Source organism: Plantibacter sp. H53, from assembly GCF_001650455.1.
GTDB classification, from domain to species: domain Bacteria; phylum Actinomycetota; class Actinomycetes; order Actinomycetales; family Microbacteriaceae; genus Plantibacter; species Plantibacter flavus_A.
This window is the reverse complement of sequence record NZ_LWCT01000007.1, coordinates 1-13671: the sequence shown is the minus strand read 5'-3', so window position 1 is coordinate 13671 and position 13671 is coordinate 1. Positions and strand designations below refer to the sequence as shown.

At 70.4% G+C, this 13671-nt stretch carries 16 protein-coding genes; 7 read left to right on the top strand and 9 right to left on the bottom strand.

Translation table 11 applies throughout. From position 1 onward, the window contains the following. Positions 1 to 26 precede the first annotated feature (26 nt). A complete protein-coding gene (locus A4X17_RS05460; protein WP_064294660.1) occupies positions 27 to 272 on the top strand; it encodes a hypothetical protein in 246 nt (81 codons plus the stop codon). 19 nt (positions 273 to 291) lie between these two features. Here the strand turns inward: A4X17_RS05460 and A4X17_RS19165 are convergent, their stop codons facing one another. Genes A4X17_RS19165 through A4X17_RS05445 form a run of 3 tightly spaced genes read right to left on the bottom strand, consistent with a single transcriptional unit; the run spans position 292 to position 1280 of the window. Continuing rightward, positions 292 to 714 carry an Rv3654c family TadE-like protein gene (locus A4X17_RS19165; protein ID WP_064294659.1) on the bottom strand — a complete coding sequence of 141 codons (423 nt, stop codon included), beginning with the start codon at positions 712 to 714 and terminating at the stop codon, positions 292 to 294. Next, complete coding sequence (locus tag A4X17_RS19160) at positions 711 to 1022, bottom strand: TadE family type IV pilus minor pilin (protein WP_175484332.1); 312 nt, start codon at positions 1020 to 1022, stop codon at positions 711 to 713. The genes A4X17_RS19165 and A4X17_RS19160 overlap by 4 nt, the downstream gene beginning before the upstream one ends. Positions 1023 to 1067: 45 nt before the next feature. Next, on the bottom strand, positions 1068 to 1280 hold the full coding sequence (locus tag A4X17_RS05445) for a DUF4244 domain-containing protein (protein WP_082915940.1): 213 nt from the start codon (positions 1278 to 1280) through the stop codon (positions 1068 to 1070). Between the two features lie 175 nt (positions 1281 to 1455). On the opposite strand from A4X17_RS05445, the gene A4X17_RS05440 reads away from it, so the two are divergent. Next, on the top strand, positions 1456 to 1806 hold the full coding sequence (locus A4X17_RS05440) for a PadR family transcriptional regulator (protein ID WP_064294657.1): 351 nt from the start codon (positions 1456 to 1458) through the stop codon (positions 1804 to 1806). Continuing rightward, entirely contained in the window at positions 1803 to 2366 is a 564-nt protein-coding gene (locus A4X17_RS05435) for a hypothetical protein (RefSeq protein WP_231884294.1), read from the top strand. Before A4X17_RS05440 ends, A4X17_RS05435 begins: the two co-directional genes overlap by 4 nt. 46 nt (positions 2367 to 2412) lie before the next feature. Here A4X17_RS05435 and A4X17_RS05430 read toward each other — a convergent pair whose 3' ends face one another. The 3 genes from A4X17_RS05430 to A4X17_RS05420 form a co-directional block, all read right to left on the bottom strand. Next, a complete protein-coding gene (locus tag A4X17_RS05430; protein WP_082915939.1) occupies positions 2413 to 3477 on the bottom strand; it encodes a type II secretion system F family protein in 1065 nt (354 codons plus the stop codon). Then, positions 3474 to 4508 (bottom strand): TadA family conjugal transfer-associated ATPase, encoded by a 1035-nt coding sequence (locus A4X17_RS05425; RefSeq protein WP_082915938.1) that lies wholly within the window; start codon positions 4506 to 4508, stop codon positions 3474 to 3476. Before A4X17_RS05425 ends, A4X17_RS05430 begins: the two co-directional genes overlap by 4 nt. A 111-nt stretch (positions 4509 to 4619) precedes the next feature. After that, positions 4620 to 5699, bottom strand: coding sequence for a LacI family DNA-binding transcriptional regulator (locus A4X17_RS05420; RefSeq protein WP_369808446.1), 1080 nt, complete (start codon positions 5697 to 5699; stop codon positions 4620 to 4622). A 150-nt stretch (positions 5700 to 5849) separates the two neighbouring features. Here A4X17_RS05420 and A4X17_RS05415 point away from each other — a divergent pair, with 150 nt between their 5' ends. Genes A4X17_RS05415 through A4X17_RS05405 form a run of 3 tightly spaced genes read left to right on the top strand, consistent with a single transcriptional unit; the run spans position 5850 to position 9164 of the window. Beyond that, positions 5850 to 6797, top strand: coding sequence for a nucleoside hydrolase (locus A4X17_RS05415; RefSeq protein ID WP_064294656.1), 948 nt, complete (start codon positions 5850 to 5852; stop codon positions 6795 to 6797). Continuing rightward, a complete protein-coding gene (locus A4X17_RS05410; protein ID WP_064294655.1) occupies positions 6794 to 8230 on the top strand; it encodes an MFS transporter in 1437 nt (478 codons plus the stop codon). Before A4X17_RS05415 ends, A4X17_RS05410 begins: the two co-directional genes overlap by 4 nt. 10 nt (positions 8231 to 8240) lie before the next feature. Further along, positions 8241 to 9164, top strand: coding sequence for a ribokinase (locus A4X17_RS05405; RefSeq protein WP_064294654.1), 924 nt, complete (start codon positions 8241 to 8243; stop codon positions 9162 to 9164). A gap of 43 nt (positions 9165 to 9207) precedes the next feature. Here the strand turns inward: A4X17_RS05405 and A4X17_RS05400 are convergent, their stop codons facing one another. Both A4X17_RS05400 and A4X17_RS05395 read right to left on the bottom strand, forming a co-directional pair. Beyond that, a complete protein-coding gene (locus A4X17_RS05400; RefSeq protein ID WP_064294653.1) occupies positions 9208 to 10005 on the bottom strand; it encodes a hypothetical protein in 798 nt (265 codons plus the stop codon). Then, complete coding sequence (locus tag A4X17_RS05395) at positions 10002 to 10646, bottom strand: SatD family protein (RefSeq protein ID WP_064294652.1); 645 nt, start codon at positions 10644 to 10646, stop codon at positions 10002 to 10004. The genes A4X17_RS05400 and A4X17_RS05395 overlap by 4 nt, the downstream gene beginning before the upstream one ends. Positions 10647 to 11057: 411 nt before the next feature. On the opposite strand from A4X17_RS05395, the gene acs reads away from it, so the two are divergent. Then, a complete protein-coding gene (acs, locus tag A4X17_RS05390; RefSeq protein WP_064294651.1) occupies positions 11058 to 13049 on the top strand; it encodes an acetate--CoA ligase in 1992 nt (663 codons plus the stop codon). Positions 13050 to 13124: 75 nt separating this feature from the next. On the opposite strand, the gene A4X17_RS05385 is transcribed toward acs, so the two are convergent. Beyond that, positions 13125 to 13595, bottom strand: coding sequence for a RidA family protein (locus A4X17_RS05385; protein WP_064294650.1), 471 nt, complete (start codon positions 13593 to 13595; stop codon positions 13125 to 13127). Positions 13596 to 13671 lie beyond the last annotated feature (76 nt).

Genomic DNA, 13671 nt, shown 5'->3' with positions numbered 1-13671 from the left:
GCGGCGTTCGGAGCAGAATGTCTGCCATGAGTACCCAGACGAGTTACACCGTGAAGTTGACCGACGGTCCACTGGAGGGCAAGACGATCAGCGCCCGACTCAGCGACCATGGATCACCGACGCCCACCGTCGACGTGCCGAGCGGCACCGCCGGCAAGGTCTACCGGTACGCCCGGACGACCGGCGAGGAGTACGACGACTCCGGAGCCCCGAGCGCCGTCGACTACCGCTTCCTGGAGGCGGTCTTCACGACCGACTCCGGTCAGGGCTGACCGATCGCACCGCTACCTCTTAATAGGTGGCGGTCACGGACACCCCGACGACGGCGCTGGAGGCCTCCGGAGGAGGCCCGGCTCTCGCGGCGACCGTGATGGCGCCGAAGGCCGTGTCGACAGTGGCGTCGACGAGGACGGTGACGCCCTCCACACTGCAGGTGCCGAGCGACGCCGCATTGCGCGCCGCGACTATGCGAGCAGTTTCGCAGGGGAAGCCTGGGAGACGACCGGACGCGGTGTCGGCTGCCGCCAACGCGGCTGCGTCGGCCGCGTTGGCCGCTCGCTGATGAGCGGCGAACAGCGTCACCACGGGCAGGGTCGCCAGGAGGACGGCGACCAGCGCTCCGAGGATGCCTGCCGCCAGAACCGACCCGGCTCCGGTCTCGTCGCGCAGGGCACGCGCCGCGCGGAGGGTGATCCGACGCGGCTGCACGCTCATCGGCCGCCACCCATGGCGCATGAGGATGCCCACACCGGGACGACGCCGGCGAGGCCGGATCCGCCCACCGCGTCGACGCGCACGCAGATGAGGTCGCCCTCCACACCGCTCGTCATGGTCGCCCCAGGAAGAACGCGCGCGACCCGACCCGCCGCGGTCCCGGCATCGTCGCCTCGCCCCAGACTCCGGGCGGCGTCCGCAGCCGCGTCGGTCGCGCGAAGCTGGGTCAGCCCGACCTGCACCGCGGAGAGCCCCATCGCCAGCACGAGGACGACGGCAGGCACGACCACCGCGAACTCCGCCGTCACCGCGCCGTCCTCCGAACGGCATGGCGGTACCTTCGGCCGCACGGCTCAACCGTTCGCCGTCAGGGCTCGTCGGATGAGGTCGGTGAGGATGCCCCGCACCTCGTCTCCGCGGAGGATGGCGACCAGGAGCCCGGCGAACCCGACGGCCGCCATCGTGGCCACCGCGTACTCCGCCGTGGCGGACCCCCGTTCGTCCTGCAGGACGCGCCGCACCTCGCGCCTGACTCTGTGCTCGACTCGACGACCGATCGTGATCATGATGTTCCTTCCCCGCACCGGAGTGCTGCGCTCGTGGCACGAACACCTCCATGTTCGGCGACCGCGTTCAGCGACGCGCGAGCGGAGCCGACGTCGGCGACGGGCCGCGTCGACCGGCCGGTTGTGGAGCGATCTCGCCTTGCACCCGACCGCTATTCATGCTTGAGTAATAGTCATGGATGAACAGCTGGCGACGCGCGACTCGCAACTCCTCCGGGGCGTGTTGCCGATGCTCATCCTGTCCACCGTGCACCGCGGTGAGACCTACGGGTACGAGCTGGTCGAACGCCTCCGCGCCCTCGGCCTGGCCGATCTGGCGACCGGCGTCGTGTATCCGGTCCTCAGCCGGTTCGAACGCGACGGACTGGTGACCGCGCGTCGGGTCGCCTCCTCGGGCGGCCCAGCACGGAAGTACTACGCGATCACCGAACGAGGAGACGCGGCGAGGCTCGACGCCATCGCCCGCTGGAGGGCGATGACCGACATCGCCGAACGAGGAATCGACCCTGAAGGAGCATCAGCATGATCGACCAGAAGCGCCCGACAGCGGACGACCTGCTCGCCGAGCGCGCTGCACGCGGACTGAGCTTCGCTGACCGCTGGCGACGCGACTCATACCTCCAGCGCCTCGACTGGCACCTGGAGGCCGTGGTCACGGGGCGGGAACGCCGCTCGATCATCCGTTCACTCCGAGACGAACTCTCGGTCGATCGGCGACCGATGACGATCGCTCTGGCCGACCTCGGCTCGCCACGCGCCCTGGCCGCCCGCTACGCCGACGACCCGGCCCGGTTGCGACCGACCTGGTCGATCGGGGTCATCTGGGGCGGCGTCGCGATCCTCGCCTACTGGTTCTCGTTCGCCCTGTTCACCCTCGGGATGCTCGCGGTGGTCGAGCAGTCGACACTCGATGAAGCGCACGCACGGTTCTTCTTCGTCGACGTGCTCGCCTTCGCCAACGAGGACGGCATCGGCGTCGGATGGTCCGGCGACGTCGCGTGGATCCTCGTGCCGATCGTGATCATCACCGTCGCCGTGCTCGTCGGAGCACGCTGCTGGCGGGCACTGCCACGCTCCCGCGGCTGACGCGGCAACGCCGCTGCAGCAAGGCGGGTCGGCGTCGAACAGTCGGTCAGAAGCCGAGCGTCGTCGACGTGACGACGCTGAGGAGGAGCGGAGCAACACCGACGAGGAGGAAGGCCGGCAGCACACAGACCCCGAGCGGGATCATGAGGCGGGTCGCGAGGATCGCTGCAGCCCGCTCGCCATCGGACCGTGCCTGATCACGCTGCTGTTCCGCCTCGCCGCGGAGCAGCTCACCGGCGGGAATCCCGGCCCTGGCAGAGAGCGCGAGGACGCCCGCGATCGTGGCACCGTCGTAGGGGACGGCGAACCGCTCGCACGCCTCCTCGACGATCGACCGGGCCGCCGGCGCCGCTCCCCCACCCGCCATCGCCACAGCGACGAGGTCGAGCGACAACCCCGGCGCGGGGTCGCGCCTGGCCGCCCGTGCACTGAGCGCCGAACTCCAGCGCGCACCGACGATGAGGAACACCACACCGGCCGCAAGACAACAGAGCCCGGGAGGTGTCGCGAAGAGCGTCCGCAGCGTGTCGAAGCCGAGGGCCATCCCGAGGAGGACGGCGACGAGCGGCAACCAGAGCACCAGCCTCGCCGTCGCGGACGGTCCGGCGAGCGCCGTGCCGACGTCGCGACCGATGCGGTCCAACTCGCGCAGCGACCCGGCGAGGTCGCGCAGACAGACGCCGAGCGGCGCGCCGCTGATGGCAGCGACCTGCCAAGCGGCGGCCAGGCCCGCCCAGGCCGTGCGCGCGCCGGCACCCGTCTCCTGATCAGCGATGGCGGCGATCGCCGCCGGCAGGTCGCCGCCGTGCGCTGCAGCATCGGCCACCGCTGACAGCACCGCCGCGTCGGCCCGATGATCGTTCGTCGGGCCGGCTTCGTCGTCCGGTCCATCCGCCGCGAGGCCGACGGACACCGTTGCTGATCGCGTTCGCGCATCGGCGTCGGCTTCCAGGGCGAGATGCCTCCAGGCGCTGCCGGGCGCGACACCGGCGCCCAGCAGCACGGCCAGACGACGGGTGGTGCGCGCCACGCGGGCGGGACCGTCGTCATCGGGCGGAGCCGCGCCGGGAAGCGCCGCGAGCACCCGCCGCAGGACCCGCAGCCGGGTCACGGCAACTCCTCGACGGAGAGGCGTTCGTGTTCGTCGATCAGGAGGCGACCGACCGCCACCACCTGCCGTCCGACCGGGAGCCGTGCCAGGTGCACGACGAGTCCGATCGCGCTCGTCGCCTGACGGGCGACGGCCTCCTGACTCATGCCGGCGAGCGCCCCGAGCGCTTCCAAACGGGCGGGCACGTCGGTCACGGAGTTCGCGTGGAGGGTGCCTGCACCGCCGTCGTGCCCGGTGTTGAGCGCCGACAGCAGCTCGCGCACCTCGGGCCCCCGGCACTCGCCGAGGACGAGCCGGTCGGGACGCATGCGGAGCGCCTCGCGCAGGAGGCGTTCGAGGTCAATACCGCCGGCCCCCTCCAGGTTGGCCTGGCGCGACTGGAGAGCGACGACATGCGGGTGGAGGATCCGCAGCTCCGCGACGTCCTCGATCACGACGAGCCGCTCGGCTGGCGAGGCGAGGCCGAGCAGGGCGCCGAGGAGGGTCGTCTTCCCGGAGCCGCCTGCACCGGTGATGAGGATGTTCGTGCGGGCTGCGACGGCGTCGCGCAGCAGCTCGGCGACCGACGCCGGGAACATCCCGGAGGCCTGCAGCGCATCGAACCCCAGCGCTTCGTCCCGTGGCACCCGGATGGACAGGAGCGTCCCTCGCGTCGACACCGGCGGGAGGACCACGTGGACCCGCACCCCGTCCTGCAGACGCACGTCGACGCACGGCGTCGCCTCGTCGACGTGCCGCCCGCCCCTCGCCACCAGACGCACCGCGAGCGCGCGGATGGTCGCCTCATCGGAGCGCCATCCCGCCTCCCGGACGAGCCCGGCACCGTGGTCGAGCCAGAGGCCGGACGAGCCGTTGACGAAGAGGTCGGTGACCCCAGGATCGGCGAGGTAGGGCGCGAGCGCGCCGAAGTCGGCGAGCGCCGTGACACCGCGCGACTCGCCTGCTCGCGCGGGCTCGGCGTCGACCGCCGCCTCCGGCGGATCGGGCGGGGCGGCCTCGGGCGGGACGGAGACGACGAATCGATCGGACATGCGGCGAGCGTAGAAGCCCAGGCTCGAACCCCGAGGCGCGGAGGCACGGACCTCGCAAACTCACGAGACCGGCTTCGCTTGTGGAGCGTCGTCGGCGACCCTCAGTGCACCTCAGCGACCGATCGTCGAGGCGCGGATGACGAGGTCCGCGGCGATCACCGGGGCGGGTGCCACCGTCCGGCCCTCGATCCGGGCGAGGAGTTGCTCGGCGCCTGCGCGACCGAGCGCCTCACCGGGCAACCGCACACTCGTCAACGGCGGGTCGCTCACGACCGACGACGCCAGGTCGTCGAACCCCACCACGGCAAGCTCACCCGGCACCGGCATGCCCATCGCCCGCGCCGACTGCAGCACCCCGTACGCATGCGTGTCGGTCGCGCAGACCAACGCGGTCACCCCGGCGTCGCGCCACCGCGGCCAGCTGTCGACGAACGCCGCGGCCGCCGCTTCGAGGTCGATGATGCTCTCCGCGCGATCGTCCGCGTGCACGCGCATCCCGCGCACGGCGGCCTCGCGCTCGAGCAGCAGTCGACGCAGGAGGAACGTGTCCGTCGCGGTGCGCCCACCGAGGTACCCGAGTTGCCGGTGACCCAGGACGTGGAGGTGGTCGAGGAGTGCTCGGACACCGCCGAGGAGGTCGAAGTCGACGGACACGGCACGTCGGTCGGCGACGACGGCACCGGACGCGGCCTCCGCCGTCGTCGTCGGGAGGCGGGGTGCGTCGAGCAACACGAGCGCGGTGTCGAGCCTGAGCTCCTCGAGGAAGGCCTCGCTCGGCGCGTCGACCACGAGCCCGGCCGGTCGGAGGGCCGCCAATCGGCCGAGCGCCGCCGCCGTGGGCACGTCGCCCTCCCCGGTCACCGACACGAGCAGCTGGTACGCGTCGCCGAGGCCAGCCCTGAGTCCTCGGATCACCGCACCGAAGTAGGGGTTCGAGGCATCCGGCGTCACGAAGACGACCAGGTTGCTCGACCCGCTCGCGAGCGCCCGCGCGGCGTGGTCGGCGACGTAGCCGAGCTCGGCGATCGCCTGACGCACCCGTTCGGCGTTCTGCGCCGACACGTGACCGGCGTCCTTGCCGTTGGCGACGAGCGACACGGTCGCGACCGACGTCCCGGCCCGCTCCGCCACCATCGCCGCCGTCACGCGACGGGCGGCGCGTGGCTGGGGATCGTTCGGTTCGAGGGGCACCCGTCGATCGTATCGGGGCCGCGGAACCCTGGGCCGAACGACCCGGTTTGGCGAACCTAAAGCGCTTGACGTAGGCTGCTCCCGGCAGACCTGAAGCGCTTTACGTGCCCTGCCGCCCGCTTCCCCAGCACCCCAACGATGTGGAGAACCATGCCCCGCAAGATCATCCTCGACTGCGACCCAGGCCACGACGACGCGATCGCCATCCTCCTGGCGCACGGCAACCCCGAGATCGAGCTGCTCGCCGTCACGACCGTCGTCGGCAACCAGACGCTCCCGAAGGTCACCCGGAACGCCCTCGCCGTCGCCCGCATCGCCGGGATCACCGACGTGCCGTTCGCCGCCGGCGCCGACCGCCCGCTCGTGCGCCCACTCGAGAACGCACCGGACATCCACGGCGAATCGGGCATGGACGGCCCCGTCCTCCCCGAACCGGCGATCGCCCTCGACGACCGGCACGCCATCGACCTCATCATCGACCTCGTCATGTCGCACGAACCGGGCGAGATCACCCTCGTCCCGACCGGCGGCCTGACGAACATCGCCCTCGCAGCCCGCAAGGAGCCGCGCATCGTGGAGCGCGTCAAGGAGGTCGTCCTCATGGGCGGCGGCTACCACGTCGGCAACTGGTCGGCGGTGGCCGAGTTCAACATCAAGATCGACCCTGAGGCCGCGCACATCGTCTTCAACGAGAGCTGGCCCGTCGTCATGGTCGGCCTCGACCTCACGCACCAGGCCCTCGCCACCCCGGAGGTCGTCGAGCGGATCGCCACGATCGGCACCGGCCCGGCACGCTTCGTCGAGGAGCTGCTCGAGTTCTTCGGCACCACCTACAAGGACGCGCAGGGCTTCGACAGCCCGCCCGTGCACGACCCGTGCGCCGTCGCCTACGTGATCGACCCGACGATCGTGCGGACCGTCAAGGTGCCGATCGACATCGAACTCACGGGCACGCTCACCCTCGGCATGACGGTCGCCGACTTCCGCAGCCCGGCTCCGGACGACTGCAGCACCTGGGCCGCGACCGAGCTCGACCACGCACGCTTCTGGGGCCTCGTCACCGACGCCCTCGAGAACATCGGGGAGATCGAGCTGTGAGCGACCTCCTGAACTCCACGAAGCCCGCCGTCCGCGTCGGCGCCCTCATGACGGCGTTGCTCGCCGCCTGCGTCGCGTTCCAGTTGAACGCCAGCATGCTGAGCCCCGCGCTCGTCAGCATGGCGCGCGAACTGCAGACCGACGACGCCACCATCGGCCTGTCGCAGACCATGTTCTTCACCACGGCGGCGTTGTTCTCCGTCTTCCTCCCCCGCCTCAGCGACATCGTCGGCCGGAAGCGCGTCCTGACCGCGATGCTCGTCATCATGCTCGTCGGCACCGTCGTCGCGGCCCTCGCCGTGAACGTCGAGATGCTGTTCGTCGGCCGCATCATCCAGGGCGTGTCCGGGCCGGTCGTGCCCATCACCCTGCTGATGCTGCGCGCCGAGGTCACCGACCCGAAGCGGTACGGCGCCATGATGGGCCTCATCACCGCGGTCAACGGCGGCATCGCCGGGATCGACGCCCTCGCCGGCGGATGGCTCGTCACGAACCACGGCTTCCGGTCCGTCTTCTGGACCATGGCCGTCGTCGCAGCCGTCGCGATCGTCTTCGTCGTCCTGTGGGCTGCGAACTCGCAGCCCTCGAAGGGCACGAGGATGGACTGGTGGGGCGTGCTCCCACTCGTCGTGTCGATCGCCGCACTGCTCACCGCGTTCAACGAGGCCGGAAAGCTCGCGGCGGCGAACTGGTTGCTCGTCGGCGGGTTCATCGTCGTCGCCCTCGTCGCATTCGCGATCTTCTGGACCGTCGAGAACCGCGTCGCCGAGCCACTGGTCGCCACGAAGTACCTCCGCCAACGCAGCACCTGGGCACTCCTGCTCACGACGTTGCTCACGATGACCGGGGTCTTCGCCGTCGCCAACGGCCTCGTCACCTCGATCGCGCAGAACGCCGACGCGGGCTTCAGCATGGAGGCCGACCTCGCCTCGCTCGCGTTCCTGACGCCGTACGCCCTCGTCGGCTGGCTCGTCGGCCCGTTCGCCGGTCGTCTCGCGCCAACGCTCGGCTACCTGAACGTGCTCCGCATCGGTCTCATCGGCAGCATCGTCTCGATCGTCATCATGGCGCTCGTCGGCGTGCACTCGCTCCCCGTCCTCATCGCGACGACCGTCCTGATCGGTGCGACCTACGCGGGCATCGGCAACATCATGCTGAACGGGCTCGGCATCGTCCTGTCGCCGAAGGAGAACCCGGGCTTCCTGCCCGGACTGAACGCGGGCGCCTTCAACCTGGGCGCCGGCCTCAGCTTCGTCGTCCTCCCCGCCGTCCAGATCGCCGTCGCACCCGCCGGAGGGACGTCGACGGCCGGGTACACGAGTGCCATGCTGGTCGGCGCGGGCATCACCGCGGTCGCCCTGCTGGTGTCGTTCCTCATCCCCAAGCCCACCGGCGCCGAGGTCCGTCCGGCCGAGACCGCCTCGGCAGCCTAGGAGGGTCACCATGCAGAGTCCACGCATCGTCGTCGTCGGGTCCTTGAACGCGGACCTCGTCGTCCGCACGGCACGATTCCCGCAGCCCGGGGAGACGCTGACGGGATCCGAACTCGCCGTCATCCCCGGCGGCAAGGGCGCCAACCAGGCGGTCGCCGCGGGCAGACTCGGCGGCGACGTCACCATGGTCGGCGCGGTCGGCGACGACGCGCACGGGTCCCTCCTGCTCGAGTCGCTCTCGAGCTCGGGAGTGGACGTCACCCGGATCGCCCGACGTGACGACGTCGCGACGGGCACCGCGGTGATCACCGTCGACGACGCCGGGGAGAACACGATCATCGTGTCGCCCGGGGCGAACGGCACCCTCACGCCCGGCCGGATCGGCGAGGCGTGGACGGCGCTCGACGGTGCCGGCGTCGTCTGCCTGTGCCTCGAGGTACCCATCGACACCGTGCTCGAGACGGCCCGGCGGGGCGCCGCGGCCGGCGCGCTCGTGCTCCTCAATCTCTCCCCCTACGGTCCGGTGCCGGAGGAGCTCCTCCAGGCGACCGGCGTCCTCCTCGTGAACGAGCACGAGGCCGCCGATCTCGCCGGGGTCGACCCGGAGGAGGCCGGGTGGGAGGCGACCGCAACGGCGCTGCGCAGCCACGGCATCCGACGAGCCGTCGTCACGACCGGGGCCGCGGGCAGTGTCGTGATCGACGGCGAGGCCGCCCCGACACCGGTTCCGTCGCCGACGGTGGACGCCGTCGACACCACCGGCTGCGGCGACGCGTTCATGGGCGCCCTCGCGCTGCGACTCGCTGCCGGCGACGAGCTCGTCGACGCGGCTCGATTCGCCTCGACCGTCGGCAGCTACGCGGCGACCGGGGCCGGCGCCCAGGCGTCGTACCCCGATCAGGAGCAGCTCGCGTCGTTCCTCGAGCAGCGATGAGACACGGGGTCCCGCGTGAACCGACGCGGGACCCCGTGTCGCCTCAGCCGGCGGCGATCACCCAGAGGTAGAGCACCGCGGCAGCAGCGATCGCCCAGCTCGTGAAGCTGCCGACGAGGAACTCCTCCGCCTTGCCGCCGACCCCGCGATCCTCGGAGATCTCGGGGAAGCGCACGATGCCTTTCGCAGCGACGAGGGCGGCGATCACCGTGCCGGTGCCGCTCAGTGCGAGGACGACGATGAAGACGCGTTCGAGCGGGCCGATGAGTCGGCCACCGAGCAGCTGTGTCGTCGGACGCCGCGGCGTGGCGCTCTGCTCGACGCTTCCCAACTCGCGTCCGCGGATCGTGACCGTCCAGGCGGAGGCGGGTGCCGCGGTCGGTTGCGGCTCGTCGTCCTCACGCGCGCGGCGCAGTGACGCCCGCACGATGAGGTTGCTGCTCCGCGTGAGGAAGACGAGCGTCGACCCGGCTGCGACGGCGAGAGCCAGGGGCACCTCCTGCAGCACGCCGAGGTCGAAGCCCGCGTAGACCTGTGCAGCGGGGCTGTCGGCCAGCCCGCCAGCACCGAACACGAGCGTGGATGCGACGACGAGGAGCCCGAGTAGGAGCACGGGCCAGAACCCGCGCGGTCGTGACGTGTCCGAGGACGGCATGGTCACGATCCATCCGAGGGAGACGAGGCCGGTCAGCGTCGGCCACCACCAGTCGAGCCCGAGGCCCAGCACGGCGAACAGCCAGACCACCACCAGCCCGATCACCGGAGACCAGCGCGGGCCGCGGACCACACCACGACAGAGGTCGGCGACCCCGATCATGAGCAGCAGGACGGCCGCGATCATCGGGTCGGTGCTCCGGCGAGCAGGTCGAGGGCCGAGACGAGCGCGGCACCGCCCGATCGTTGCAGGTTCTGCGACACCGCGGACTGCGAGATGCCGGCTTCGGCAGCCATCGACTCCTGCGATCGGCCGAGGAGCGCGCCCGCGGCGAGCTGACGCTGTCGGGGGTTCCGCATCTGATCGATCGTGTGGTCGCGCAGGGTGAGGAGTGCGTTCACGATGGCGTCTCCGTCCTGGGGCGCTTCGCCCTCGAACCACGATCGCAGGTACGGCTGACGTTTGTCCTCTCGCCGATGCGCCTCGTCGATGGCGGCTCGGGCCCGCCACCAGGCGGAACCGTCCTGGATGCGGGCCTCCTGCCCGGCGTCGATGTCCGTGACCTCGCCCCAGCCGAGACCGAACCGGCAATCGACCCCCGCAGGGAACAGCAGTCGCGCGAGGGTCGTGGCCCGCAGTGCGGTCGCGACGTCCGCGTAGACGACCTGGAACTCGTCGCCGACCGTCGGGCGCAGCGGCTGCTCGGCGGGCCAGGTGGCCTCCACCTGGAGGAAGACGTCCTGGATCGCGCGCTGAGCACCGGTGCGATCGACGAGACGGCGGGAACCGACGATGTCGACGACGACGGCCAGGAAGAGATCGGTCATCTCAGAAGCATAGAGCTGATAGTAGTGAAACTATAAGCAATATCCGAATACTCGTCGGTGGCCGCCGACCGCAAGCGCCGGAAACAGAAGAAGGCGGCACCCATTGGGGGGAATGGGTGCCGCCTCTACAGTGCCGGATTGGGGGGAATCGCTGGCACTGCATGCACGAATGTATATTCGGCCGGGTCCAAGTGTACGCCAGCGGACGGGGAATACAAGCATTCAGACGACCCCAGATCGAGTGGTTTCCCTACCATGCCCAGATCATTCACAGACTGGGCCGGTGGATTTGTTCGGATGAGTGACAAATCCGCAACCGAGAACGCGCTACGCTCGTGCATGGCACGGACTCGACCCGCCTGGGCAGGTCGGGTCAGGAACGCGGATTCGCAAGGGAGCGAGACACACACGATGAGCACTCAGATCGACAGCCTGCTGCACGAAGACCGACGATTCCCACCGTCGGAGGAGTTCGCCGCGCAGGCGATCGCCAGCGCCGAGCTCTACGAGCGGGCGTCGAGTGACCGGCTCGCCTTCTGGGCCGAGCAGTCCCGCGAGCTGCTCACGTGGAGCAAGCCGTTCACGAAGACCCTCGACTGGTCGAACCCTCCCTTCGCGACCTGGTTCGACGACGGCGAGCTGAACGTCGCCTACAACTGCCTCGACCGGCACGTCGAGGCCGGCAACGGCGACCGCGTCGCCCTCCACTGGGAGGGCGAGCCCGGTGACACCCGCACGATCACCTACGCCGAGCTCACGGCGGAGGTCAAGCGCGCGGCCAACCTGTTCACCAGCCTCGGCGTCGAAGCCGGCGACCGGGTCGCCATCTACCTGCCGATGATCCCGGAGGCGATCGTCTCGATGCTCGCCGTCGCGCGCATCGGCGCGGTCCACTCGGTCGTCTTCGGCGGGTTCAGCGCGGACAGCCTGCGCTCCCGCATCGACGACGCGGAGGCCAAGCTCGTCATCACCGCCGACGGCGGCTACCGCAAGGGCAAGGTCTCCGCGCTCAAGCCCGCCGTCGACGCGGCGCTCGCGAGCCGCGGCGAGCTGCCCGAGCAGGCGACCGTGGATCACGTGCTCGTCGTCCGTCGTGGCGAGAACGAGGTCGACTGGACGGCCGGACGCGACCTCTGGTGGCACGAGGCCATCGCCGACGCCGATCCCGAGCACGACGCGCAGCCGTTCCCCGCAGAGCAGCCGCTCTTCATCCTGTACACCTCCGGCACCACCGGGAAGCCGAAGGGCATCCTGCACACCTCGGGTGGCTACCTGACGCAGACGGCGTTCACCCACAAGAACGTCTTCGACCTCCACCCCGAGACCGACGTGTACTGGTGCACGGCCGACATCGGTTGGATCACGGGCCACAGCTACGTCACCTACGGCCCCCTCGCGAACGGCGCGACGCAGGTCCTCTACGAGGGCACACCGGACGCCCCGCACCCGGGACGCTGGTGGGAGATCATCGAGAAGTACGGCGTCAGCATCTTCTACACGGCTCCGACGGCGATCCGCTCCTTCATGAAGCTCGGTCGGAAGATCCCGAAGCAGTTCGACCTGTCGTCGCTCCGCCTGCTCGGCTCGGTGGGCGAGCCCATCAACCCCGAAGCGTGGATGTGGTACCGCAAGATCATCGGCAACAAGGTCGCGCCGATCGTCGACACCTGGTGGCAGACGGAGACCGGCGCGATCATGGTGTCGGCCCTCCCGGGTGTGACGTCGACGAAGCCCGGCAGCGCGCAGGTCCCGATCCCCGGCATCGCCATCGACGTGGTCGACGACGCCGGTGACGCAGTCGGTGCCGGCGGTGGCGGACTCCTCGTCGTGACCGAGCCCTGGCCGTCGATGCTCCGCGGCATCTGGGGCGACCCCGAGCGGTTCAAGGAGACCTACTGGGAGAAGTTCTGGGACGTCGAGGGCGGCCCCTTCTACTTCGCCGGCGACGGCGCACGGCTCGACTCGGACCGCGACGTCTGGCTGCTCGGCCGTGTCGACGACGTCATGAACGTCTCCGGGCACCGACTCTCGACCGCAGAGATCGAGTCGGCGCTCGTCGCCAACGAGATGGTGGCCGAGTCCGCCGTGGTCGGTGCGGCCGACGAGACCACCGGGCAGGCGGTCGTCGCCTTCGTCATCATCAAGGAGTCCCACCTCGAGCAGGCGTCCGGACTCGCGGACATCACCGGCGCGCTCCGCAGCTGGGTCGGCGAACAGATCGGTCCGATCGCCCGCCCCCGCGAGGTCTACCTCGTGAACGAACTGCCGAAGACGCGCTCGGGCAAGATCATGCGCCGTCTCCTGCGCGACGTGGCCGAGGGCCGCGAGGTGGGCGACACGACGACGCTCGCCGACACCACGGTCATGCAGATCATCACCGACAAGATGGTGAAGAACACGTAGGTCGATGCTCCAAGCACGAGAGCCGGACGGAATCAGTCATTCCGTCCGGCTCTCGTGCATGTGGCGCGGGATGCGCTACGCGAACTCGACGATGAGCTCCACCTCGACGGGCGAGTCGAGCGGGAGCACGGCGACGCCGACGGCAGAGCGGGCGTGCACGCCGAGGTCGCCGAAGATGTCGCCGAGCACCTCTGACGCACCGTTGATGACGCCGGGCTGGCCGGTGAACGCCGGGTCGGAGGCGACGAAGCCGACGACCTTCACGATGCGGGTGACGCGGTCGAGCGAACCGATCTGGCTCTCCACCGCGGCGAGCGCGTTGAGGGCGCACGTCCGGGCGTAGGTCTTGGCGTCGGCGGGCGAGACGAGTCCGTCGCCCTCGCCGACCTTGCCGGTGGCGGGGAGCTTGCCGTCGGTCATGGGCAGCTGGCCCGAGGTGAAGACGTGCTCACCGGAGACCACCGCGGGGATGTAGGCCGCGACGGGCGGGACGACGGTGGGCAGGGTGATACCGAGCTCGGCGAGTCGGGCGGCGATCTGGGACATGGGGGTTCCTCCGGGGCGTCGGGTCAGTCGGCGATGGGGCGCTTCAGGTAGGCGACGAGCCCACCTTCCGGACCGG

Bases quoted from the DNA above. Each gene is read 5' to 3' on its own strand.
- A4X17_RS05415 (WP_064294656.1), top strand. From the start codon at position 5,850: ATGCCCCGCAAGATCATCCTCGACTGCGACCCAGGCCACGACGACGCG.
- A4X17_RS19165 (WP_064294659.1), bottom strand. From the start codon at position 714: ATGAGCGTGCAGCCGCGTCGGATCACCCTCCGCGCGGCGCGTGCCCTG.
- A4X17_RS05435 (WP_231884294.1), top strand. From the start codon at position 1,803: ATGATCGACCAGAAGCGCCCGACAGCGGACGACCTGCTCGCCGAGCGC.
- A4X17_RS05385 (WP_064294650.1), bottom strand. From the start codon at position 13,595: ATGTCCCAGATCGCCGCCCGACTCGCCGAGCTCGGTATCACCCTGCCC.
- A4X17_RS05395 (WP_064294652.1), bottom strand. From the start codon at position 10,646: ATGACCGATCTCTTCCTGGCCGTCGTCGTCGACATCGTCGGTTCCCGC.
- A4X17_RS05405 (WP_064294654.1), top strand. From the start codon at position 8,241: ATGCAGAGTCCACGCATCGTCGTCGTCGGGTCCTTGAACGCGGACCTC.
- A4X17_RS05425 (WP_082915938.1), bottom strand. From the start codon at position 4,508: ATGTCCGATCGATTCGTCGTCTCCGTCCCGCCCGAGGCCGCCCCGCCC.
- A4X17_RS05400 (WP_064294653.1), bottom strand. From the start codon at position 10,005: ATGATCGCGGCCGTCCTGCTGCTCATGATCGGGGTCGCCGACCTCTGT.
- A4X17_RS05440 (WP_064294657.1), top strand. From the start codon at position 1,456: ATGGATGAACAGCTGGCGACGCGCGACTCGCAACTCCTCCGGGGCGTG.
- A4X17_RS05445 (WP_082915940.1), bottom strand. From the start codon at position 1,280: ATGATCACGATCGGTCGTCGAGTCGAGCACAGAGTCAGGCGCGAGGTG.
- A4X17_RS05460 (WP_064294660.1), top strand. From the start codon at position 27: ATGAGTACCCAGACGAGTTACACCGTGAAGTTGACCGACGGTCCACTG.
- acs (WP_064294651.1), top strand. From the start codon at position 11,058: ATGAGCACTCAGATCGACAGCCTGCTGCACGAAGACCGACGATTCCCA.